This window comes from Pontibacter silvestris (genome assembly GCF_020907275.1).
GTDB classification, from domain to species: Bacteria; Bacteroidota; Bacteroidia; order Cytophagales; family Hymenobacteraceae; genus Pontibacter; species Pontibacter silvestris.
Map to the genome: position 1 here is coordinate 388,215 of NZ_JAJJWI010000001.1, position 24,682 is coordinate 412,896.

The 24,682-nt window shown below is 41.5% G+C and carries 18 protein-coding genes and 1 pseudogene; 13 read left to right on the forward strand and 6 right to left on the reverse strand.

From position 1 onward, the window contains the following. Positions 1-14: 14 nt before the first annotated feature. The gene (locus tag LN995_RS01575; RefSeq protein ID WP_229957712.1) at positions 15-2,483 is read right to left on the reverse strand and encodes a penicillin-binding protein 1A; all 2,469 of its coding nucleotides are present in this window, start codon (positions 2,481-2,483) and stop codon (positions 15-17) included. Positions 2,484-2,750: 267 nt separating this feature from the next. On the opposite strand from LN995_RS01575, the gene LN995_RS01580 reads away from it, so the two are divergent. After that, a complete protein-coding gene (locus tag LN995_RS01580) occupies positions 2,751-2,909 on the forward strand; it encodes a hypothetical protein (protein WP_229957714.1) in 159 nt (52 codons plus the stop codon). Positions 2,910-3,105: 196 nt separating this feature from the next. Here the strand turns inward: LN995_RS01580 and LN995_RS01585 are convergent, their stop codons facing one another. After that, entirely contained in the window at positions 3,106-3,969 is an 864-nt protein-coding gene (locus LN995_RS01585; RefSeq protein WP_229957716.1) for an AraC family transcriptional regulator, read from the reverse strand. 197 nt (positions 3,970-4,166) lie between these two features. Here LN995_RS01585 and LN995_RS01590 point away from each other — a divergent pair, with 197 nt between their 5' ends. From LN995_RS01590 to LN995_RS01625, 9 genes are all read left to right on the forward strand, one after another. Next, positions 4,167-5,066: a 3-keto-disaccharide hydrolase gene (locus LN995_RS01590; RefSeq protein ID WP_229957717.1), complete on the forward strand. Its 900-nt coding sequence runs from the start codon at positions 4,167-4,169 to the stop codon at positions 5,064-5,066. Between the two features lie 107 nt (positions 5,067-5,173). Then, a complete protein-coding gene (locus LN995_RS01595; RefSeq protein ID WP_229957720.1) occupies positions 5,174-5,908 on the forward strand; it encodes a fasciclin domain-containing protein in 735 nt (244 codons plus the stop codon). A gap of 256 nt (positions 5,909-6,164) precedes the next feature. Beyond that, entirely contained in the window at positions 6,165-6,470 is a 306-nt protein-coding gene (locus LN995_RS22125; protein WP_377470518.1) for a DUF6660 family protein, read from the forward strand. Positions 6,471-6,554: 84 nt separating this feature from the next. After that, entirely contained in the window at positions 6,555-8,741 is a 2,187-nt protein-coding gene (locus LN995_RS01600; protein WP_229957722.1) for a TonB-dependent receptor, read from the forward strand. Between the two features lie 116 nt (positions 8,742-8,857). Then, positions 8,858-9,520 carry a cation transporter gene (locus tag LN995_RS01605; RefSeq protein ID WP_229957724.1) on the forward strand — a complete coding sequence of 221 codons (663 nt, stop codon included), beginning with the start codon at positions 8,858-8,860 and terminating at the stop codon, positions 9,518-9,520. 558 nt (positions 9,521-10,078) lie between these two features. Further along, positions 10,079-14,086, forward strand: a complete 4,008-nt coding sequence (locus LN995_RS01610) for a response regulator (RefSeq protein ID WP_229957726.1) — start codon at positions 10,079-10,081, stop codon at positions 14,084-14,086. After that, positions 14,076-14,906 (forward strand): CheR family methyltransferase, encoded by an 831-nt coding sequence (locus LN995_RS01615; RefSeq protein ID WP_229957728.1) that lies wholly within the window; start codon positions 14,076-14,078, stop codon positions 14,904-14,906. The genes LN995_RS01610 and LN995_RS01615 overlap by 11 nt, the downstream gene beginning before the upstream one ends. Continuing rightward, positions 14,906-15,472, forward strand: coding sequence for a chemotaxis protein CheB (locus LN995_RS01620; RefSeq protein WP_229957730.1), 567 nt, complete (start codon positions 14,906-14,908; stop codon positions 15,470-15,472). Before LN995_RS01615 ends, LN995_RS01620 begins: the two co-directional genes overlap by 1 nt. Next, positions 15,469-16,686 (forward strand): sensor histidine kinase, encoded by a 1,218-nt coding sequence (locus LN995_RS01625; RefSeq protein WP_229957731.1) that lies wholly within the window; start codon positions 15,469-15,471, stop codon positions 16,684-16,686. Before LN995_RS01620 ends, LN995_RS01625 begins: the two co-directional genes overlap by 4 nt. Positions 16,687-16,875: 189 nt before the next feature. Here LN995_RS01625 and LN995_RS01630 read toward each other — a convergent pair. Both LN995_RS01630 and LN995_RS01635 read right to left on the reverse strand, forming a co-directional pair. Further along, positions 16,876-17,718: pseudogene (locus tag LN995_RS01630) on the reverse strand (universal stress protein); the annotation flags it as partial. 106 nt (positions 17,719-17,824) lie between these two features. Next, the gene (locus tag LN995_RS01635) at positions 17,825-18,244 is read right to left on the reverse strand and encodes a helix-turn-helix domain-containing protein (protein ID WP_229957735.1); all 420 of its coding nucleotides are present in this window, start codon (positions 18,242-18,244) and stop codon (positions 17,825-17,827) included. Positions 18,245-18,491: 247 nt separating this feature from the next. Here LN995_RS01635 and LN995_RS01640 point away from each other — a divergent pair, with 247 nt between their 5' ends. Then, complete coding sequence (locus LN995_RS01640) at positions 18,492-18,884, forward strand: nuclease A inhibitor family protein (protein WP_229957737.1); 393 nt, start codon at positions 18,492-18,494, stop codon at positions 18,882-18,884. Positions 18,885-18,946: 62 nt separating this feature from the next. On the opposite strand, the gene LN995_RS01645 is transcribed toward LN995_RS01640, so the two are convergent. Continuing rightward, on the reverse strand, positions 18,947-19,834 hold the full coding sequence (locus tag LN995_RS01645) for a DNA/RNA non-specific endonuclease (protein WP_229957739.1): 888 nt from the start codon (positions 19,832-19,834) through the stop codon (positions 18,947-18,949). Between the two features lie 295 nt (positions 19,835-20,129). On the opposite strand from LN995_RS01645, the gene thrA reads away from it, so the two are divergent. Then, a complete protein-coding gene (gene thrA / locus LN995_RS01650) occupies positions 20,130-22,532 on the forward strand; it encodes a bifunctional aspartate kinase/homoserine dehydrogenase I (protein WP_229957741.1) in 2,403 nt (800 codons plus the stop codon). Positions 22,533-22,555: 23 nt separating this feature from the next. Here the strand turns inward: thrA and LN995_RS22130 are convergent, their stop codons facing one another. Then, complete coding sequence (locus LN995_RS22130; protein WP_377470649.1) at positions 22,556-22,681, reverse strand: helix-turn-helix transcriptional regulator; 126 nt, start codon at positions 22,679-22,681, stop codon at positions 22,556-22,558. A gap of 608 nt (positions 22,682-23,289) precedes the next feature. Here LN995_RS22130 and LN995_RS01655 point away from each other — a divergent pair. Then, entirely contained in the window at positions 23,290-24,615 is a 1,326-nt protein-coding gene (locus LN995_RS01655; protein WP_229957743.1) for a sugar porter family MFS transporter, read from the forward strand. Positions 24,616-24,682: the final 67 nt, after the last annotated feature.

Below are 24,682 nucleotides of genomic sequence, written 5' to 3' on the forward strand. Positions count from 1 at the left end.
TAGTTTATCTATTACTACCTGTTCTTTTTTCTTGGTTTACGTTTCCTCAGCTTCTCTTTCCACTCTTCATAAGTTTGAACCGCCTTTTCGGTAACGTTGTCTAAGAGCCGGTCAAAAAAGTTTTCTTTTGGCGGAGGCCCTGTCCGGAACGACTCACAGGATAAGCTGGCCTGCAGGTTGGCCGGTAATGGCTGAAATTTACTTCTCCGCAGCTCTGCAAAGGCTTTATCCTGAGACACCCGCTTCATGAATTCGCCCCAGACAGGTAAAGCAGTGTTAGAACCCTGTCCTAATGCAAGGGTTCTGAAACGTACTTTAGGGCTTTCTGCACCTACCCAAACGCCTGTTACCAGATTAGGAGTAATGCCAATAAACCAGCCATCTGCCTGATCTTGCGTAGTGCCTGTTTTGCCGGCAATGTCCATCGCCAATCCAAATTCTGAGCGCAGCCGCCTGCCACTTCCTTCTTCCACAACGCTCTGCATTAGCTGCAGCATAATAGCAGCATTTTTCTTAGACAATACACGTCTTGCATCTTTACCTGGGGCATGTTGCAATAATACTTTACCATTACTGTCTGTGATCGTTTTGATGTATACAGGTGTAGCATGCCTGCCATTGTTGGCAAAAGATGAATAAGCACTTACCATTTCAAATAATGACAGGTCAGCTGTACCTAGAGCCAGCGATGGTACAGCAGGTAAATCGCTTTGAATCCCGATTCTGTGTGCTAAAGCTACTGTTTTGTCTACACCAGCCTGCATTATAAGCTGAGCCGAAACAGTATTTACAGAATGGGCAAGTGCGCCACGCATAGAGTATTCTCCTCCATACTGTTCAGTTGCATTATGTGGCGACCAATTATCGTATTCAGGATAAGTCTTAAGCTCATTTGGGAAAAAAGTGCAGGGTGCAATACCTTTTTCCAGGGCAGCCGCATACACAATTGGTTTAAAAATAGAGCCTACCTGTCGCCGCGATTTTATGTGGTCGTACTGAAAGAAATGATGGTCAATGCCTCCTACCCAGGCTTTGACATACCCAGTTTCGGGTTCTACGGAGAGCAAGCCTGCGTTCAAAAAGCGTTGGTAGTAAGCGACAGAATCAAGTGGACTCATTGACTTTTTTGTGTTTCCACTCCAGCTGAACACATTCATAGGTACAGGCTGCTTAAAAACTTCTACAATCTCCTCTTCAGACATGCCTTCAGCTTTCAGCTTTTTATACCTGTCAGATCGGAATACAGCATTCTTTACGACACTAATATCATTTCCCCACGGAGTGCGGCCTTTCCAATGCGCATCGAATTGTTTTTGCAGTGATGCCATTCTACGATGCAAGGCACGCTCAGCATGCACCTGCATTTTGGCATCGATAGTTGTGTAAATCTTTAGCCCGTCTGTGTACAGGTTATAATGGTCGCCGTTTCTTTTGCGTTTTGAGGCAGACCACCTAACTAGTTCCTGGCGTAGCTGTTCCCGGAAATAAGGCGCTATTCCATCGTTGTGTGTCGTATAGCGGTAGTGTAAGGTTAAAGGTAACTGCTTAAGTGAGTCAGCTTCTGCCGGAGCAATATAGCCGTACTTGGCCATTTGGCTAAGCACCACATTACGCCGCTGTTTCGAACGCTCCAGGTTCAGACGAGGGTTATAGGTGGTAGTCGCTTTCAGCATCCCAATAAGTACAGCTGCTTCTTCCGTTTTAAGAGAATCAGCTGAGGTGTTAAAAAAGCGATGTGATGCCCGCTCAATGCCGTAAAGGTTTCCACCCATTGGCACTGTGTTCAGGTATAGCTCCAATATCTCTTCTTTAGAGTAAATGCCTTCCAGCTTACGTGCTATAATCATCTCACGCATCTTGTTTACCGGCATATCCCAAAACCAGTAATCTTTGCGAGGGTACAGGTTCTTGGCAAGCTGCTGACTTAATGTACTGCCGCCGCCAGAGCTTTCATCCTGCAACAGAATCGATTTTACCAGTACCCGAAACAAGCTTTTGACATCGACGCCTTCGTGTTCATAGAACCGCACATCTTCTGTGGCTATAAGAGCACTGATGGCAGGAGTAGCTATGTCGTCAAATTTTATATTCGTCCGGTCCTGAATGTAATAACGACCTAGTAGAACACTGTCAGCAGAATAAACTTCTGAGGCTGTATTCGTGATGTTTGATTTTAACTCGTTTCGGGACGGAATGTGTCCCAGCGCCCCGATATATATTGCTCCATAGAAAATAACAAGAAACAGAAGCAACCACAAGCCAAACTTATAAGCTAGTCTAAAGATTTTCATAAAGTCAGTAACGTTTGCTTCTTTCCAGCTAAACTGCCGGAACATTGACCATTTGTGGTGCCAATATGAAAGGGTAAGCTTTGGTTTCTGACTCAGATAAAATTGATGCAGCTGTACTTTTAACAGCTTCACAACAGGTGAAATAACTCCGTAAACTAATAGTCTGATGATCTTTAACAGCGTACGCCTCATGTTCTTTCTTGATACCAACAATTAACCAAAGCCACCTGGGCTTTTACTTTATTCGGGTCAGTTTGTTATAAATGCCAACTCCAGTAATTCTCAGAGCTGGTTTTGTTTTATGGTGAGGCTCGACAAGAATCAGGCCATATTAAGTAATTGTAAATAGAGTCATAATAATAGCTGAAATCAATAATTATAGATAAAAAACAGAAGCTGTTATACCTCTTTTTGTTATTCATGCTCCCATATACGATTATGAAATTAACTTTTGATACTGTGCTGAAAGCGATAATTTATGGTGTATATGTTGCTTACGTGAAGGGTGTTCAAAAGACAGATAGTCTGTATCTTGCAATGGAAAAGACAATTGAAGCTAAAATTAATGGGGTTGATGGTAACTTTATCAGTAAAGCCAGGATAGCAAGTACAACTTAAGCCGCATAGATAAATAGATTGCATTGAAAATTCATTGAATGGCTATAGAATCTTTGAAAGAAGATGACTAAATACGCTCCCCCTGTCTGAATGCAGTATAATACAGTCTGCCTATATCTAGGCTAGAACTGTTAGTGGATAAAGTGTATTTACCTGAGCTTAAAATTATTCTTAATCAGAAAGCATTCCGGAAATCTTATTTCGTTTTATGAATAGTTTTACTAACTCTGTAAGCACCAGGGGCAACACCATAGTACTTCTTAAACAGCTTATTAAGGTGGCTCCCATCCGCAAAACCAAAATCATAAGCAGTCTGAGCGATGCTTGTTTCACTTAACTGCAGGCGGCTCTCAATCATCTTAAGCTTATACTTTAAAATATATTGCTGCAAAGGTTCACCAGTTTGCTTCTTAAAAAAAATGCTCAGGTAACTAGCAGAGTAATTAAACTTTTCCACCAGTCGCTCTAAACGCAAAGCATCAGGTTCATAAATATGCTGGCTAATGTACAGCATAATGTCCTCGATAAGCCGGGAGTGTTTTGTTTTATCTCTTTCAACTAGCTTCTGCCGTACCATGTTTTTTGACAGAATGCCAAGCATAGCTTTCATAATGCTACACATGATGTGTTCGCAGGAGCCCTCTCCACGATGGCTATATTCATAAAGCAGCACAGAAAGTAAACGGTCTAGGTGTTCCTTCTCTTTAGTATCGGTAACGATAGACCCATTGCACTGATAGGGGGAGTTTAGAAGATATTCTATTGCCTGTGTCCAGTCAGCAGCACGTAGTTTTACCTCATCTTTTATATAAACCTCTGTAAACCGAATATAGCAGAAGGTAGTATGGTCCTGAATGTCAAAATAATGATAATCTTCTGGACCGAGCAAAAACACATCGCCAGCTGTGTATAGAATAGTATTGTCGTTTATCACATGAAGGCCTCGTCCGCTCCTGATGAATATAATTTCAAAATAGCTATGCTTATGAACAGGGTGCTGCCATTTGCTCGTGTCGAACAAGTAAATATTGAAGGGTTCATATTGAATGTAGCGCCTCATAGAATGAAAGTACAAATAAATATGCAGACCTACCATAAAACAATGGATTTGTACAACAGTGCAGCAAATTCCTTTTTTTACTTTTGAGACTGATTATCTGTTTACTGGCAAAATTGATCAAATACGAGTCAGTACTACATCCTTCTGTTTAAGGTGGAGATGCTTACATACTGTTTAGTTTTAACCTAATGATCCATATGAAAATTACACCTAAAGTTATAATAGGCTATATAACCAGTGCTTCTGTACTGTGCCTAATGTTTTGCTTGAGTTCTTTTTATAAGAGAGAAGAATGGGTGCCTTTGCTTGACAGAGACCTATCAAATTGGGAGATGTACCTGAGCTACCGACATACTGACAGTTATAACGGAGAAATGCCCAAAGAGGAGGATGGGAGGCCGATAGAACCTATCGGGTACAACAAGAACACCAATAATGTATTCACTGTGATGGAGGAAAACGGCGAACCAGTCTTGAAGATAAGTGGTGAAATATACGGATGTGTTTTTACAAAGCAGGAATTTGAAAATTACCATTTGAAACTTAAAGTAAAATGGGGAGACAAAAAGTGGGTGCCAAGAACTGATAAGTTAAAGGATTCTGGCGTGCTATATCATTCGATTGGTGCGTGCGGAAAAGACTATTGGCGTGCATGGATGCTTTCACAGGAGTTCCAGATAATGGAGGGTCACATGGGGGACTACTGGACAATTGCTTCTTCAGCCATAGATGTGCGTGCTTTCATACCAGAAGGAAATATGAATACAGTAGCAAGTACCAGAAGGCCTTTTCTTGCTCTTGGTGCAGGAACGGACACAGAAGGTTTTTGCCTGCGTAGCGAAGACCATGAAAGCCCGGAAGGAGAATGGACAGAAATTGAATTAGTTTGCTTCCGAGACAAGAGCCTGCATATCGTAAACGGACATGTTGTAATGGTTCTTCAAAATTCCCGCTACATGGATAATGGCAAGCCAGTACCTCTTACTAGAGGAAAAATTCAACTACAAAGCGAAGCAGCAGAAGTGTATTATAAAGATGTTAAAATCAAAAGCATTAAAGAGCTGCCAAAAAGTTATGCTTCCTATTTTAAGAGCTAAGTATGTAAAAACAACAATAGTGTAACAACTTTGCATTTAATCAGTTAAATATAGTAAGAAGAAATATTTACTTCTTGTATTGTTTTAAATTAAACTGATAAAAAGCTATGAAAAAGATAATTTTAAACCCCTTGGCAGCCATGGTGCTGGCTGCGTTCACTATGTATGGCTGCGCTAGTTCAAATGAAAATTTAGGAACAACTGCCATGGGTGGTACATCTATGAGTGAAACTGCTACTATGGCCGGGAACGCCTCGGATACCAATAGAGACGATGTAGATGTGTTGGTAGTAGAAGAGCAGGCAGTGGTTCCGGTTGCGACTTTGTCTGTCACAGCGCTGACAATGGACAACCTTGTTGAAGTCGGCGATATGTTTGAAGATATCGACGATACTGAGCAGTATGATGTTATGTCGCTGATTAAATCTTCGCCTAATCTTTCCACTTTCGTAAAGTTAATTGAGCAAGCTGACATGGTCGATGACCTGCAGCGTGTAGACAAACTAACTCTTTTTGCCCCAACCAACGAGGCATTCAGCAAAATACCTGAAGAAAAGCTTGAATCTTTTCTGATGCCTGAAAATAAAGCCCTGCTTTACCGGGTACTGCAGGCTCATGTGTTGCCTTCAGATGTATCATCAGCACAACTAGAGGATAATACACGCATTCAAATGTCAGAGGACAGCTATATACCTGTAGAAAGACGCCTGAATGGTTCTGTAACTACTGTAGGTGGTGCCCAGGTGGTGAAGAACGACATTGAAGCATCTAACGGTAGAATTCATGTGATAGACGCCGTGATTATGCCAACCGAGAATGTAAACCAAGGTACCTTAAGATAAAGCTCTAAAATAAAGAACTATACTTTCATACATAAAAAAAGCTCTCTATTAATAGAGAGCTTTTTTTATGTATGAACCCGCCAATCATTGGTAACAGAAGAAAACACCAAACAAGTGCTTAAGCTTTAAAACCAATGAAAGTTTTCTGTCTACTGAAGTAGAACTTGCTGTTTCTGCTATCAACTTTGTATGAATAGATAATTACCTACAGATCTTTTCCTTTGAAGTTTTAAATTGAAAGTGGTATTTTTGCACTGTGAAAGTCTTAACTATCATATTAATAATATTAGTAGTTGCACTCTCGGTTTTGCCTTGCTGCATGGCTGGTAGTTGTAGTGATAATGAAGTTAAGACTGAGCAGACAGATAACCATGATAATGGTGTTGACACTTGCTCCCCTTTCTACAGTTGCGCTACTTGCGTAGGTTTTACCGTCTCTAGCAGCTCTTTAGAGTCAGTTCAGCCATTTCGTCTGTTTAAAAGCAGTTACTTTGCACACTATAAGCAAAGAACTTTTACACAATACTACCATCCCATCTGGCAGCCCCCCAAGATAAGCTAATGCCATAGTTGTGACATTGTCACTGTACATATATGTGGTACAGTCTGTACCGCGCTTAAAGTTTTATAGCATTAGATTAGAAAAATGAATAAATACATCTGTGTATTGCTCCTTTTGCTGAGCAATACCATGGCGTACAGCCAGAATATGTTAAATGCTATCATAAAAGATAGTGAAACAAAAGAGCCATTAATTGGCGCAACGGCATCTATCAACGGAACAACCATAGGGGCAGGCTCTAACGCTAAAGGCGAAATTAATCTTGCTGGCATACCCAATGGTCAGCAGGTTATCAGGTATAGTTATGTTGGGTATGAAGACAGGTTAGATACACTTACTTTTCCGCTTGCTCAGCAAACACCAATTATAGTGCTGCTGCAGCATGAAGGAGAGGAACTGGAAGAGGTTGTTATTTCAACTACTAGAAGCAGCCGCACTATTGATGACATACCGACACGCATTGAAGCCATTACGCTGGAAGAGTTAGGCGAGAAAGGTAACATGAAACCAGGTGATATCAGAATGCTCTTAAGCGAAAGCACTGGTATTCAGACGCAGCAGACCTCTGCTACCAGTGCCAATGCAAATATCCGTATTCAAGGGCTGGGCGGGCGTTACACACAGATTATACAGGATGGTTTTCCTCTTTACTCTGGTTTTTCCAGTGGACTTAGCATAATGCAGATTCCGCCGCTTAACCTGTACCAGGTGGAAGTGATCAAAGGAAGTTCCTCTACACTTTACGGTGGAGGTGCGATAGCGGGCCTTGTGAACCTGATTACTAAAAAACCTACAGAAGAAGGGGAACTAAGCTTTATGGCGAACGTTACCAGCGCGTCAGGGCTAGACCTTAGCAGCTTTTATGGCAAAAGGTTCGGAAAGCTTGGCGTTACAGTATTTGCCGCAAGAAATACTAATGAAGCGTATGATCCTGCCGATATTGGCTTCTCTGCTATTCCCGAATTCGAGCGTTACACAGTTAATCCAAGGTTGTACTATTATCCAAACGAGCGCACACAGCTTTACTTTGGAGTAAACACAACACAAGAAGACCGCTTAGGTGGAGATTTGCGCTACATAGATGGAAGTGAAGAAAGTTACTACTTTGAGCAAAACAAAACAAAGCGGTTTTCTACACAGTTTAACTTTGAGCATAAGCTTTCTGACCAGGCAATGATTTATGTTAAGAACAGTGTTAGCTTTTTCAACAGAGAAATAGCTGTTCCTGACTATGACTTTGAAGGGAAGCAAACTTCCAGTTTTAGTGAGGTAGCCTACAGCCTGAACAGAGGCAGATCAGATTGGGTAATAGGTGCGAACTTATGGACAGATAAATTTTCGGAGCAGAATGTGGGCGCTATGGGAGCAAGAGATTATGATAATACCATTGTCGGAGCATTTGCCCAAAATACTTTTACACCTGTAGATTGGTTAGTGCTTGAAACCGGCCTTCGTACGGATTATGTTTCACCTTCGCCCGAAAATGAGTCTAAGGGCTTGTTTGTGCTGCCGCGTGTTTCAGCATTATTCAGAATAAGCGATCGCCTGTCTTCGCGTATCGGTGGCGGTATGGGGTATAAGACACCTACTATCTTTACACAGGAAGCTGAGAATATCACTTTCCGAAACATTCTGCCATTAAATGCTAATGAGACAGAAGCTGAGTCTTCTATTGGTGGTAATGCTGACATCAACTATAGTACCATCATAGGCGATAAAGTTACTTTCAGTATTAACCAGATGTTCTTCTATACTTACCTGAACAACCCTCTGATCCTTACGTTGCGACCTGATAACCTCTATGAATTTCAGAACGCCAACGGATATGTAGACACAAAAGGAGTGGAGGCGAACATAAAGTTCGGGTATGAGTGGGTGAAACTTTTCCTCGGTTATACCTACACCGATGCCAGGCAACATTACAATGGCATTGTAACTGACATGCCTCTTACGTCTAAGCATAGAGTAAACAATGTGCTGATGCTTGAAAAGGAGGATAATTTCCGGATAGGTTTGGAGGCTTATTACTTCAGCCCGCAACGCCTTTCTGATGGTAGCAAAGGACGGGACTATTGGATAAGTGGCATTATGATGGAGAAAATGTTCCCTAAGTTTTCTCTGTTCTTGAACTTCGAAAACATATTTGATACACGCCAAAGCAGATTTGACAGCATCTATACTGGCAGCAGAACGAATCCAGTCTTCAACGAGATTTATGCGCCTGTGGATGGCAGAGTTATCAATGGCGGCATAAAGCTAAATCTGTTATAGTGCGTGCACATAAAGCAGCAAGCCGCATTGGCCGTATTTAAATGTAGCAGTTGCAGTCTTTTTTGTAGAAAAGTGTCAGGATATGACTTTTTCCCCTTAAGTTTTGTTAGCATACTATGGATACAATCTCATTTATCAATACAGACAATAAAGTAAAATTATATAAAGCGGCTTTCTGGCTGGCATTGTTTACTATTGGCTATAATACCATTGAAGGTCTGGTTTCTACTTACTTAGGATATGAGGACGAGAGTCTTTCGTTGTTTGGGTTTGGGGCTGACAGTTTTATAGAGGTTATTTCTGGCATAGGCATCGCGCACATGGTGCTGCGAATCCAGCGAAGCGCTAACAGCACCAGAGATACTTTTGAGCGAACAGCGTTGCGCATAACAGGCTTCGCCTTTTATACTTTAGTAGTTGGCCTTACCATTACGAGCATTTATAATATCTGGACCGGTCATAAGCCAGAGACTACTTTCTGGGGTGTTGTGATATCTGTAATTTCTATTGCTGTAATGTGGGCTTTAGTTTATGCTAAAGAGCATGTAGGCAATAAACTTAATTCTGATGCCATTTTAGCAGATGCAGGCTGTACAAGGGTTTGCATTTATATGTCAGTTATTTTGCTGGTAGCCAGTGGTATTTACGAACTTACAGGTGTACCCTATATAGATAGCATAGGTACATTAGGAATAGCCTATTTTGCCTTTAAGGAAGGCCGTGAATGTTTCGAGAAAGCAAGCAGCGATAACCTGTGCGGCAGTGACTGTTGCTGTTAAGCAGAGGATTTGAAAAGAGTATTTTACTAAAGCAGAAGAGCCAGGCAAACAACTTGTCAGGCTCTTCTGCTTTAGTGTAAATCCAATGGGTGGTACTATTATTCAATTTATGGTTTATGAGTAGGAGTTCATGCTGTCTAATAATGTTGGGTTGCTAATGGTACGCTATCAAACCAGTTGTGCCTCAGTTATATCGTTAATAGGCATCCAATGGATGTCAGTAGCATCAGCAGCAGCCACAGCCACTTATATAGAGAAGTAGTATATCTGATTTATATTGTTGCTTTAGTAAAGAAAAGAGTAATAACAACCTGTTAATGCTCTTTTAAAGTACTTTGGTGTATTAAATAATGTCTTTGTTCAGATGCTGTACTGCCTAAAAGTTGATATAAAGGCGAATATTCGCAGCAGGTGCAAGTAGTTCAGTTTAGTATAAACAGGCAACATATGTTCATATGAACTAACAGGCACATCTTTTCTGGCAGATAATTTAAAAAAGATTATATAAATTGCAGTTTAAGTTCAAACACTATTTAAGCCGGAATTTAAGTTCAATAGATGAATTCAATTAAGAATCTGAAAATCAGGGATAAGCTGTTAATCCTTCTTGTTTTACTATTAATTCCTCTTTTTTATTTTGTTGTTTCTACTGTCCGGCGGGAAATAGAAGAGAATAATCGCATTGAACAGGAAACAGTCCAGCTGACGGAGTCAGAAAAAATATCTGATCTTATTCATGCTTTTCAAAAGGAGAGAGCTAGGATTTTAGCAGCCTCACAGGGGAATACAGCATTCCTGCTTGAGGCGCAGTCTTTACGTAGGCAGACAGATGTGGTAAAACGAGAATTGGATTCTTTTCTGGAGAGTTCCGGTCATGCTTTCTCTGATCTTGCGATGCTGAATGAACTGCAAAAATATAGAAATGATGTAGACCGAAACCAGCTTAATGTTATAGAGTTTAGAGATTATTCTTCTATGCTGCTGGAAAGCATGCTGGACCGAATGGATGAGAATGCGATAGGCAGCAGTAATGTGGAGTTATCGCGTAAGCTTTCAAGCTTCAGGTATCTAGTGGGGGCAAAGGTGCAATTAGGTAGAATCAGAAGTTTGATGATGAATGTAATAGAATCAGGCAGCTTCACTTACGAGAATTATGCCAGTTTCACATCTTATCTTAATCTATATAATCAGAACTTAAGTGACTTTAACAGGTATGCGAGTAGAGAAGCTGCAAAAGATGTGCAGGATATTATATCATCTGCAAATCATAGAGATATAGCAGGTCTCATGCATGCCATTCAAATTAATCCGCAGACTGACCTTTCGACTTATAATGCCGTTGCTGTTTTTAATGGGTTTTCAGCCAGCATTGAAGAATTTGCACGGGTAGAGAATCTGTTGGTTAGTAGAATCAGGAGCCAGCTGGATGAGGAGCAAGACCAGACGCAGCAGAACATGGTTGTGATGATTGGCTCACTCGTGCTAATTCTTGTGCTGGCAACACTGCTTTCCTTTTACATTGTTAACCTTATCTCCACTTCACTTTCTTCATTAAGAACTGCTGCAGATCGTATCAGGGTGGGAGCAACTGATGTGACCATACCTATTAACAGTAGGGATGAAATTGGTGAAGTGGCAGAGTCTTTCAGAGGTGTTTTAAAAAGGAGCGCTTCCCTTACAAGAGTCGCACAGGCTATTGGAGAAGGTAATTATGATGTAGAGGTACCGGTGCAAGGGCCTGAAGACAGCTTGAGCTATGCTATGAAAGACATGAAGGACAACCTGCATCGCTTTACTGTAGAAAATGAGAACAGAAGCTGGATTTTGACAGGAGTTTCGGAGCTGAATAATCTTATTACCGGAGACACCTCACTGGAAACTGTAGCAGAGAAAGTGGTTTCCTTTTTATGTGCTTACACCAAATCAGAGGTTGGCATAATGTTCTTTAACAGCGATGGTGGAATACTGGAACCTGCCGCCAGCTATGGCATTAAGAACAGCACTAATGAGCTGGAATCTTTTAAAGTGGGGGCAGGTAAAATAGGGCAGGCTGTTAGCGAGCAACAGGTAAAAGTACTGGAGGGAGTTACAGATGAGCACATGAAAATTCATACTGGCCTTGCAGAAATTGATCCGTCTACCATTATAATTTTACCACTGCAGTTTGCTTCGGCTGTAGTAGGTGCGATAGAGCTTGGTGCCCGACATAGGTATGATCAGCTGGAACTTAAGTTTTTTGAGGCAGTTTCGGAACGCATTGCCGTAATGGTACATACGTTAAAAGCGCACCTTCAAACACAAGAGCTCCTATACGAAACACAAAACCAGGCTGAAGAACTTGAAACGCAGCAGGAAGAACTGAGGCAGCTGAACGCTGAACTGAAAGCTTCTGAAGAAGAGTTACGGGTAAACCAGGAAGAACTGCAGGAAAAGAACTCAGAACTGGAAGAAAAAGCCCAACAGTTAGAGGAACAGTATGAAGCGCTGGAAGGAAAAAATAAAGCACTGGAAGATGCCAGAGAGGCCATAGAACTAAAGATTCAGCAGGTAGAGACAGTCAGCAAATATAAGAGTGATTTTCTGGCTAACATGTCGCATGAACTGCGCACACCTCTGAATAGTATTCTAATTCTTTCTAAGCTTTTGTCTGATGATCCTGACAAGACCCTAAGTACCAAACAGATCGACCATGCTCAGATTATCCATAGATCTGGCAATGACCTGCTGAAACTGATTAATGAGATACTGGATCTATCTAAGATAGAGTCTGGCATGATTAAGCTTGAAATGGACGAGGTGAAGCTGGAGGATATTAAGCTGGAGCCTGTATTCAGAGAATTAGCTCTCAAAAAAAATATCAGGTTCAGCGAGCATTATACTCCTGGCAGGCTCGATACAATTACAACAGATCGCTTCCGTTTGGAGCAGATTCTTAAGAACTTTTTGAGCAACGCCATTAAGTTTACAGAAGAGGGTGGAGAAGTAGAACTCTCAATTTACTCGGTTACACAAAAACCTAAGTTCAGATCGGAACAGCTTAATGAGCAAGCTGATATTGTTGCTTTCGCAGTGCGGGATACCGGTATAGGCATTCCTAAGGATAAGCAGGAGCTTGTTTTTGAAGCATTTCAGCAGGAAGATTCTTCTACTACACGTAAATATGGGGGCACAGGCTTAGGGCTAACCATTAATAAAGAACTGGCGGCTCTTTTAGGCGGTGAACTTCTACTGGAAAGTGAGCAGGGCGTAGGCAGTACTTTTACGCTTTACCTGCCACAAGTGCCTGCCCAGCAAATAGAAAAAGCCCCTGTTAAAGCACCGTCTGCTCCTGAAAAAAATAAAATAACTTCGGTAAGTCAGGCTTTTGAAGCAATAGAGTCAAATGGTAAGCAGGATACTTCAGTTCTTATTATTGAAGACGACAAGGGTTTTAGTGATATTCTTGCTGATTTTGCACAGGCTAAGAACTTTAAAGTGCATCAGGCATATACTGGTAACGATGGATTGCAGCTGGCTACAGAGCAAAAGCCGGATGCTATTCTGCTCGATATAAACCTGCCTGATATTTCTGGATGGGATGTGCTGAAGCAGATCAGGGAAGACAATGATTTGCGCCATGTGAACGTGCATGTTATGTCAGCTTACGATAAGGAGGTGATCGGCGATTTCCAGGAGAATGAGGAGTATCTTCCAAAGCCTGTAACGCTTGAAATGCTCAATAAAGCTTTTTCCTCTATCTCCGGCAGCTCAGACAAATCAATTGAGAAAATTCTGATAGTGGAGGACAATGAAATAGAAAACAGGGCCGTGGCAGAACTGCTGCTTGCACATGGGTTGAAATCTTCCTCCGCATTTTCGGCGGAAGAAGCAGAGCAGAAACTTGCAAAACAGCGGGTAGATTGTATAATTCTTGACCTGAACCTGCCAGGCATGAAAGGGTATGAATGGATGCAGCGCATTAAATCCAAAAAAGGACAGGCCGATATACCAATTATTGTTTACTCTGGTAAGGATTTAAGCGAGGAGGAGGAAGCTAAGCTGAAAGAGTTTGCCAATACCATCATCATTAAGAATGAATATTCTTACCTGCGCCTGCTCGACGAGGTACAGCTGTTCCTGCATAAAGTAAACCAGAAACTTCCGCTGGGCAAAGATTTTAAAATGAAACTTCATGTTCCGGAAGAGGTACTGCATAGCAAGAAAGTATTGGTGGTAGACGACGACGTAAGAAACGTTTATTCTCTGAGCAGTTTGCTGGAGCTGCACGGTATGGAGGTGGTTGTGGCTTACGACGGGAAAGAAGCCATTGAAAAACTACAGGAAGAGAAAGGAATTGATATGGTGCTGATGGACATCATGATGCCTGAAATGGATGGGATTGAGGCAATCAAACAAATAAGGGGAAATCTGCGTTTGACGCAGCTCCCGATTATTGCCTTAACTGCAAAAGCCATGAAAGGAGACCGTGAAAACTGCATAAAGGCAGGTGCATCGGACTATATCCCTAAGCCAGTGGATACAGACAAACTATTAACATTAATGCGGGTGTGGCTTTATGAAAGTTGAAAAGGAGGAATTTTTCGAACAGGAGGTGGAGGCATTGATCGAAGATATTTATAGCCAGTACGGGTACGATTTCAGTGGGTATGCCAGAGCCTCCGTGTACCGGCGGGTAAAGCGTTTCCTGAACAATAAAAATGTAAGTACGGTAGCAGAGTTGAAAAATAAGGTGCTGGACGATAGTTATTACTTCGAAAGCTTTCTGCAGGAGATCACTGTTAACGTAACCGAAATGTTCCGGGACCCTTCTTTTTTCCAGTCCTTGCGGAATAACGTGTTGCCTATGTTATCTACGTACCCTTTTATTAAAATATGGGATGCGGGCTGTTCAACCGGTGAAGAATTGTTCTCGCTGGCTATACTATTGCAGGAAGAGGGGCTGCTGGACAGAACCAAGATTTATGCCACTGACATTAATCAGAAAGTGCTGAAGCAGGCGAAAGAGGGTATTTTTCCGACATCTAACATTGCTGCTTATACCTCCGGTTATTATGCATCGGGAGGGAAGAAAGAATTTTCGAGCTACTACCTGAGCAATTATGGTAACATGAAGTTTGATTCTTCGCTTATAAAGAATGTGGTCTTTTACCCCCACAACTTGGCTACCGACTCCTCTTTTAATGAGTTTCATCTGGTACTTTGCCGCAACGTGCTTATTTATTTTAACCGTGAGCTCCAGGAAAAGGTATTTAAATTATTTGATGATAGTCTTGTTGAATTAGGATATCTAGCCCTAGGGAAGAAAGAAACTCTGGCGATGTCCCAGATCAGCAGGAACTACAACTTTGTTGATAAAAATAACCGTATTTACCGCAAAGCAAGCTAATGGAAGCAACTCCGGAACTAATTGTGATAGGTGGATCCTGGGGCGGAATACAGGCTTCTTTGTCTATTCTGAAAGGGTTGCCGGCAAATTATAAAATACCCATTGTGCTGGTGTTGCATCGGCTACGAAGTATGGAAGGGGAGTTGCAGCATATTTATGAGAAAAAGCTGGCGCTAAAGGTAGAGGAGATAGAGGAAAAAGAAGAGATAAAAGCATGCCACGTGTACCTCGCTCCGGCTAATTATCACGTTCTGATTGAAAAGGACAGAACCTTTTCTCTGGATGTTTCAGAACTTGAGAATTATTCACGACCGTCTATTGATGTAACCTTTACCAGTGCTGTTGAAGTATTTGATGAAAATATGATAGGAATTCTTCTGAGCGGGGCCAACAAAGATGGAAGCTCCGGATTACAGGCTATCCGAAATGCAGGAGGCATCACTATTATACAGGACCCTGAAGAAGCTGAAGTAAGCACAATGCCTTTATCGGCTTTGGAACTTGTCCCGGATTGTAAGATAATGAAACTAGAGCGTATACAAGAATTTCTAAATTCCCTCGCATGATCATTAATCATTCTACTAAACCTGCTCTGCCACAAGAGCTATCTGTTCACCCGGTGAAGATACTCTTGGTGGATGACAGGCCTGAAAACCTGATCAGCCTGGAGAGTTTACTTACACAGGAAGGGGATAACATAACCTACCTGTTTGCAAGCTCCGGTGATGAGGCGCTTAAAATTGCTCTGAGAGAAGAGTTGGCTCTTATTCTGCTGGATGTGCAGATGCCGGATATGAATGGCTATGAAGTGGCCCGCTACCTGCGGAATATCTCAAAAACGCGTGATATTCCTATCATTTTTGTGACGGCGATAGACGAGCAATCCTCTCATGTGGAAGAAGGTTTTGAGGCCGGTGCTGTAGATTTTTTGTTTAAGCCTTTACACCCCTATATCACCAAAGCTAAAGTATCGTCTTTTGTAAGATATTATCTTCAGAAAAAAGAGCTTAAAGAAGCCAATAAACTGGCTCTGGAACTAAATAACGAACTGGAGAAGCGGGTAAAAGAACGTACAAAAGAATTAACCAGAATCAATAAGGATCTGGATAATTTCATCTACACTGCATCTCACGATCTAAAGGCTCCTATTAATAACATTGAAGGTTTGGTGGCAGCACTGCAGGAAACCCTGCAAGAAAAGTTTATAAATGGGAGCGAAGAAGTTGCTCCTATTATGGAAATGATTCATGATGCAGTAAGCCGTTTTAAGACTACTTTATCGGATCTGACAGAAGTAGCAAAAGCTCAGTATACAGAAGCAGAGGCAAAGGATAGAATCTATTTTCAGGAAATACTGGAGGATGTAAAAATCAATATTCAAGGCCTGATAGAAGAATCAGAGGCAGAAATAACCGTAGATTTTTCTAAAGCACCTGAACTGGTTTACTCTAGGAAGAACCTCCGTAGCATTATGTATAACTTGGTATCAAATGCTATTAAGTACAGGTCGCCGGAGAGAAAACCTGAAATAACTATTACTTCCTTTGCTGTAGATTCCTTCGTTGTTTTATCTGTGCGGGATAATGGGCTTGGCATAAGAGAGGAAGATCAGGCGAAGGTTTTCGGTATGTTCAAAAGGTTACACGACCATATTGAAGGCACAGGAGTAGGAATGGCTATAGTAAAGCGAATGGTTGAAAACGGGGATGGGAGAATAGAACTAGAAAGTGAGGTTGGTAAAGGTTCTGTTTTTGATATTTATCTGAAGTGTAAAGCATAGTATTCTCATCTACAGAAAACACTTACTGCTGTGAAGTGGCGTCATTGGCTACTATTAATAAGATGAATAACAGGCACCAACACCAAGCCTTCATTTTTGTTTGTTTCATATGGCTGTGTTACTCTCTGCCTAAGATTAGGAGTTTCATCAACATTGCCCTATGGTGTTTTAAGTTAACGAGAGAATGTTTTAATCAACAATAGTCTTTATACTCTGTAATAGCGTTACATTCTGCAGTTTATAAGGCTTTTCTGGCAAGCTTAACAGAGGTGTAGTTAAATTCAGAGCAAGTTGCTTTGTTAAACTTTTATGAAAGAAATCTTCCACAACACTACGTTCATGTATAGACACCGCCAATAAGTTTATGTTGTTTTCGTTCACAAAGGTCCTGAGGCCTGCTGCTACGTTAGTTGCCTTTACCTTTGCCACGCTAAACCTGTTGTTCGGGTACTGCCCTGCTATATGCTGTAGCAAGTGCTCATCTATTGCATGGTGCTGGTGTGCTCCGGTGTTAACATTAACAATGTTTATTTCAGAGCCAAATGGTGCAGCAAAATGGAAGAGCTGTTTTAAAAATATCTCATCTTCATTAGCAAAATCAGAGGCATACGCTATTTTTTTTAAGCCCAGCAGGCGAGTCCCTGCTGGAACAGCTAACACAGGGCATAATGCTGCTTTTATGAAAGAGGCAGTAGTTGTACCAAATACACTGTCTAAAAGTGAGTTTGCTCCTCTGGTACCCATTACTATTAAATCCACCTGCTCGCTTACAACTAGTTCGTTTATTAGCTGGTTGAAAGGTCCATGTTCGCAGAAGCCGCCTACTTCAAACCTGAAGCCGTTTTCTAACTGAATCTGTTTTACCTGCTCGTGAAGTTTATTGGAATAAAATTCCTTTAAAAGAGGAATGGGCGTAATGTACATTGGACTTTCGGTAGCAGTTAATACCTGCATGGGAAGTACATGAACCAAAAGCAATTTACTTCTGGTTAAGTTGGCCAACGCTATAGCGGAACAGATAGCTTGTGCTGCATTCTCAGAAAAATGTGCTCACTTTGGCTCTGTTGCTCCAAGAGGGCCAAAGCCTGCTTCCGCACCTCATAAAGCTCCTTGTCAGGCTTGCCCTTTGGGGCTTTTCTTATCCTTTTGTATCGGCAGCCACTTTTTTTAAGAAGCGCTTCAATGTTTTTAGGCTGAATTGCTTCCCTAAGTCTTGCTCTAGAATGAGCTTTGCCTGCTTTAGGCGCTGACGTTCCTTTTCTACCGCTTGTCGAACTTTCTCTTTATCCGCTTCAGGATCCAGCACCTGTTTACGGCCTCTGCCCGGCTTTACCCGCAGCCCTTCTATACCCTCTGCCTCATAGCGGTCAAGCCAACTGTTTACCGTTACGACATTGATCTGCAGAATACCGCCTACCTCTTTTGAAGCCCGGCCTTCGCTTTTCAACAGTACCAACTGGCAGTTCTTTCGAAAGGCGTGACTCTTGCCTGTGCGAAAACCTTCTGCAAGAGCTTTTCGCTCCTTTTCATTTAACTCAACCACTCGTATCTTTCCCATAATGGAACCTAAACACGATTCAACCTAAATTTGTCCCATTACTTATTTAGGATGAAATTAATCGCTTAATAACATGATAACTATCATCTTTTCAGCAAAATAAGATCGAGAGAGAAGATTAGTAGAATAAAGTTTTAGAATAAGGCTAAGAAAATTAATCTTTTCATTTCTCTTTCTTTAACTAATCAGTTTAATTTAACTGATCAAAAATATTGAATGCTCATGTTGCTCTTAAGGAGCTACAGATATGGAAAGAGAAGAACTGGAAAATGAACTGACGAAAGCAGCTGATGGCCTGTGGATGATGAGTGAGACAGACGCTCCTTTCGAATTTTATTATGCTGATAGCTCTGCTGGAGAAATGCCTGTTGCTGCATGGGCCAGCCAGGAGGGAAGCAATAAGGTAGAAGTAGAGGAATTGGACTACTTTTTCAGAAACATGCTGAAAGCACAGCCAAATGCAGCCATTACGCAGCAGGAAGAGGTAAATCAGTTTGGAGCTATGGTAACAAAACTTAAAAGCCTCTTGCAGGACGTAAAGGTTTATCGTATCGGTGAGGTAAGTGTAACTGCTTATATTGTTGGCAGGGCAGAGAATGGAGACATTGCAGGTTATAAAACACTGTTAGTAGAAACCTAAGCAATTAAAAAAGCGCCTCCATTATAGCAAAGTGGAGGCGCTTTTTGTTGAAAAAATCTTGTCTATTGCGTCGGCCCATTATCAACCTTGGCTTCGATTGCGTTTTGAATGGTGGCTGGCACATTAGACAATAAGTTATAGCCTGTTTTTGCCTCAATGGCATCTACAGTAGTGCGGTAACTGCCCCAGGAGGTATTAACAGAGTTTGAGTTTGGCGTGTCGATGGCAATAACACGTGTGCTGCTTGTAATTCGGCTTACGTCGCTGGTTCCAACGGGAAGTACTACAACTACTTTCCATACTCTGTTTGGCACAGTTACACTCCCTCCGGCTAAGGTTTCTTTGTAGCCATTAGTACCGTCGCCTCCTTTGCCATAGCTGCCCATAATAACATAAAGTTCATTGCCTTGGTCAATAAGAGCTCTGCAATAGTTTTCCAGACCTGCCCATGTCTTCTGATTATTGTTCGGGGCTTGAGGTATCATGTTTGACATCAGAAAGGTAGCAGAGTTGTCAGCTACACTGCCTGTACGGTCTGCAGAAGGGCAATTGTGGCCTCTGTCGAAACCACTACCTGTATAATCGCTTGATTGCACTTTATTAAAATTGCTTGGCAGGGTATTGTCTGCCCTGAAATCATCCTGACGTGGCGTACTGCCCACCCAGGCGCTGCTCAGGTGCCAGCTTATCCAGTTAGGTGTGCCCCGGTAGTTGTTGTAAGACATAGCGTACTGTGTTTTCTGGATAAGGTAGTTTGAGTAACTTGCCCCAGCGCTACTAGGGTTGCCTAACGCCAGATTATTGTCGCGCGAAGCAGAGGCGTTCGCAACCTTACTAACGGTGCTGATTTGCTGCACAGATGCATTCGGCTGCATGTCCTCTTTAGAACAGGAAACAAGCGCCAATCCTAACAGGGAAAGACGCACAAGATGTTGTAGTTGTTTTAACATAGCTGATTGGTTTAAGTCCAAAAATAGCAAATTACCTATCTACCATATGTAAACAGAAAGTTAAATTTCATATACCTTATGTTATCATTTTTTACAAAGCAGTCAGAGAGCCTGTTGTGAGCCTGAGTCAGTTGCACTATGTTTCAAGAAGAGAGCTATATAAACTGATAAATGAAACAGAAATCTTCTATGTTAAACAGCTGACAGAGCCTTTAACCTTATACAACTTCAAGAAAGAATTTGGGAATGGTCTGTTAAAATAGGAAATTGGGCGGGAAATATTATTGAAGCGATAATGAAGGTTTTAAAATTCGGTGGAAAATCATTAGGCAATGGCGAGCCTATCAGAAATGTAATTGACATTATAAAAAAGGAGGTAAGTACAGATGCCATTGCTATAGTTGTTTCTGCAAGAGGGCAAAGTACAGACTTACTCCTTAGCTTGTACTCAAAAGCTATTGCAGGTGATGAATTTGAGCAGGACCTGAAAGAGTTCATTAATTTCCAGTACATCGAAAATATAAGCCTGGATTTAGAAGCATATCACGATGAACTTAGGAATCTACTGCAGGCACTAAGACTAATAGGTGTCGGAAACGATAGATCGAGAGACAGGGTGTTGGCATATGGAGAAATACTAAGTGCTTTAACAGTAGTTGAAATATTAAAGAATGAAGGAGTAGAAGCTCTTTTTGTTGATGCCCGTCAGCTGCTAAACGCGAGTTTCAGTTTTAATGATGTAGCCGTTGATTTTTCTAAGTCAGAGGAAAAGACAAAAGCTTTTTTCAGTTCATTAAAAGCACATCAGGTACCGGTTATTACGGGGTTTATAGCTTCTGACTCTAACGGAAAAACTATAACTCTTGGGAGAAATGGCAGCAATTATACTGCTACATTAATCGCTAGTTTTATTCAGGCTTCGGAAGTGCAGAACTGGACAGACATAGACGGTGTATACACTGCCAGTCCTAAATATGTGAAAAATGCGCAGAAGATTCCTCACCTGAGCTATCGAGAGGCAAACGAACTGGCTAATTTTGGTGCCAGAATACTGCATGGCAAAACCATTTTGCCTCTCGTGGAAAGCTGTATTCCTTTAAAAATTTTCAGCAGCTTTACTCCCGGGCGAGAGGGAACATTAATTGATGAGAAAAGCTCTGGAAAAGGCATTAAAGCAGTTTCTACTATCGAAGACGTGTCGCTGGTAAGCATCGAAGGCCGTGGACTTCTGGGTAGAGTAGGAATAGATGCCCGTATATTTAGTGCACTGAGCAGTAAAAATATCAGCGTGAGGCTTATCTCTCAGGCTTCCTCCGAAAGAGGTATAGGCTTTGTAATCAACAAAGAAGATGCCGTGATAACAGAAACTGTACTTAACACTGAGTTCAGAGAGGAACTGGAGCATAGAGATATTTCCCGCATCCAGATAAATAATGATATGGCCATTATTGCTATTGTTGGCCGCCACAATTATTCTCTCGAAAAAGCTATTTATGGGTTAAGGAGAAACAAAATCTGGATGTACCTGATTAGCAACAGCATCAATGGAGAGCACATTTCGCTGGTGGTTGATAAAAAGTCATTGAAGAAAGCTGTTAACGTAGTTCACAACCAGGTTTTTGGTGCTATCAAAACACTTCACCTGTTTGCCTTTGGCAAAGGGAATGTCGGTGGTAAATTGCTGGACCAGCTTATTGAAACAGGCGATGATGTGGTAAAACGTCGGAACCTGAAAATAAACATTGTAGGTGTTGCTGACTCTAAAAAAGCGATTTTTGATGAGGATGGTTTGAATAAGAACTGGAGAGAGAAGCTAGCGGCAAGTAGCGAGTCAAATAACTTCAATGCTATCATCAGCCGCCTGAAAGAGTCAGGCTTAGAAAACATTGTGATAGCGGATAACACCTCATCACAAGAGCTTACAGAACATTACCCGGAGATTGTAAACAGTGGCTTTGACATTGTCGCTTCTAACAAAAAAGCAAACTCCATTGCTTACTCGTTCTATGAGAACTTACGGAATGATTTAAAAAGAAGAGGTAAACTGTTCTACTATGAAACAAATGTAGGAGCAGGTTTGCCACTGATCGATACCATTAAGCACTTACATAATTCTTCTGATAAAATTGAGAGAATAAGAGGTGTTTTTAGTGGCTCATTAAGCTATATTTTCAATAACTATTCTGTAGAGGACAAAAGCTTTTCAACTGTGCTGACAGAAGCCAGAGACAAAGGCTTTACAGAGCCAGACCCGAGAGAAGATTTAAGCGGGCTGGATGTTGCGCGTAAACTGATTATTCTTGCCCGGGAAGTTGGTTTGAGAACTGAGCTGGAAGAGGTATCTGTGGAAAGCCTTGTTCCTGAAAGTTTGGCTGCTATTAAAGATTATTCAGAGTTTATTTCAAACAAAGAGGCTTTAGATGCTTATTTTGCAGACATCAAGTCTAAGCTGCAAGACGATGAGGTGCTGCGTTACGTTGGTGACCTGGAAGTAGATGAGAATAAACTGACAGTATCGCTGGTAAAAGCAAGCAAGAACTCACCTTTGGGTAACATCCGTAATGCAGACTCTATTTTTGAAATATATACAGAAAGCTACGGAACACAGCCCATCATTATTCAGGGAGCCGGTGCTGGTGCTGAAGTTACTGCAAGAGGCGTTTACTCAGATTTATTGAGAATAGGGGGGCAATATTAGATCAGCCCATTGCTGACAGTGAATTACACAAGACCTCCGGTACTTCTGGTCTTGGTATTTTCGATGATTTTTTGGCGGTGGGCGTTTACAGTATGAAAACTGATGCATAATTCATCAGTAATTAACTTGCTGCTATGGCCTTCTGATATATGAGTTTGAGTACCGGAGTTCTCTTTTGCTTTGCATGGCTCAGGGCTAGTGAACCTGTGTTATTAGAGGTAAAAAGTAAGCAGGTACTATGTATTGTCAAAACAGCTGAAGCTATTTGCTTTTCGCTTTTTACCCCAATGCATAATGTCGTTGCCCATTCCCAATACATATGTAATACTGCCTTGTGCATCCTGCTGTAGTACTGAATTCTGCTCCAGGATTCTTGCCTGGTTACTATGTGGTTTATGGTTCGGTAATCACAATTCAATTTATAGTAAGCACCGTTAGCTGGCGGCAGGCTCATCAGAAAACCCCACAATTTCCTGATTAGCTTATAGATTTCTGTCAGGTTTTCAGGATGCAGGACTCTCATGGAAAAGGATGTACCATTTAAAACTCACTCCGAATAAAATTGAAAGCAAGGTATTTATTCTTGAAACATGGGTTAAACAGAAATTATTTAGCTTAAATAAAGTGTATAAGATTACTTGAAAAGTTATGTTTTAGCAATGCCTGGAAATAGGATTTTGGGAAAATTTATATTTTTGATATCTTTAGTATAAAGCTATCACCTTTTAGATAAAGACATAGCAGACAAATTTGTTGTATGAACAGAAAACTTTTAACTGCTGTTGTAGTTGCTGCGCTGGGTGGCCTACTTTTTGGTTTTGATACAGCGGTTATCTCAGGAGCTGAACAGTCTATAAAGCGGTTTTTTAGTTTAGATGGTTTCTGGCACGGGTTCACCAATGCTATTGCATTAATAGGAACTATATTTGGCGCGTTGGTAGCAGGCACTGCAGGAGACAAATATGGACGAAAAAGAATGCTGATTGTGTTAGCTGTGTTTTATGGAGTGTCTGCAATAGGTTGCGCGTTTACAAATTCCTGGTATCTGTTCCTGTTCTATCGCTTTTTAGGAGGATTGGGTATAGGAGCTTCTTCAGTGCTGGGGCCTGCTTATATCTCAGAGATCGCCCCTGCACATTTACGTGGGCGATTGGTGGCTACCTTCCAGTTCAATGTAGTGTTTGGCATCCTGCTTTCATTCCTGTCTAATTATATCATTAACAGAATAATAGAGGTAGATACGTGGCGCTGGATGTTGGGGGTAGAGGCAGTACCCGCTTTTATCTTCTTTGGCTTGCTTTTTCTGATACCGGAGAGCCCGCGCTGGCTGATAAGGAAGAAACGTGAGGCAGAAGGCTTAGCGGTATTGAAAGCTACGGGAAGTAACGCCCCGGAGCAGGAGATGCAGGAAATAGTTGCTTCCTTGGATTTGGAAAGAGCAGGTGTGGATGAACCTTTGTTCTCCAATAAGTTTCGGTTTCCCATAATTTGTGCAGTGCTCCTGGCTACATTTAACCAGCTTACAGGCATCAATGCTATCATGTATTATGCCCCGCGTATCTTCTCAATGACTGGTCTTGCCGAAGATACAGCTTTGCTTCAGTCTGTGGCTGTGGGGGTAACTAATTTGCTATTCACTATTCTGGCTATGCTTGTCATTGATAAACTTGGCAGAAAGACACTCCTGATTATAGGCTCCATAGGAATGATTCTGTTCTTAAGCTTAACGGCGAATGCCTTTTATCAGCAGAGCTTCACTGGGTATTCCGTTTTGATTTATATTGTAGGCTTTATTGCCAGTTTTGCTTTCTCGCAAGGTGCTGTTATATGGGTTTTCTTATCTGAGATTTTCCCGAATTCAGTTCGTGCCAAAGGACAATCATTAGGGAGTCTGACACATTGGCTGTGGGCCGCCGTTATGACCTGGATATTTCCGGTGGTGGCTGAATTAAGTTATGGTGGTGCCGTTGCTTTTGCCTTCTTTGCGCTGGCTATGGTGCTGCATCTAATTTTTGTCGTCAAGTTCTTACCTGAAACAAAAGGAAAATCTTTGGAAGAACTGGAGAAGACAGTAGCACACTAACCCTTACCTTAAGGCTGTGTTACCTTTAAAAAGAATTACTGAGCTTTTTTAAACAACTAAAAAGACA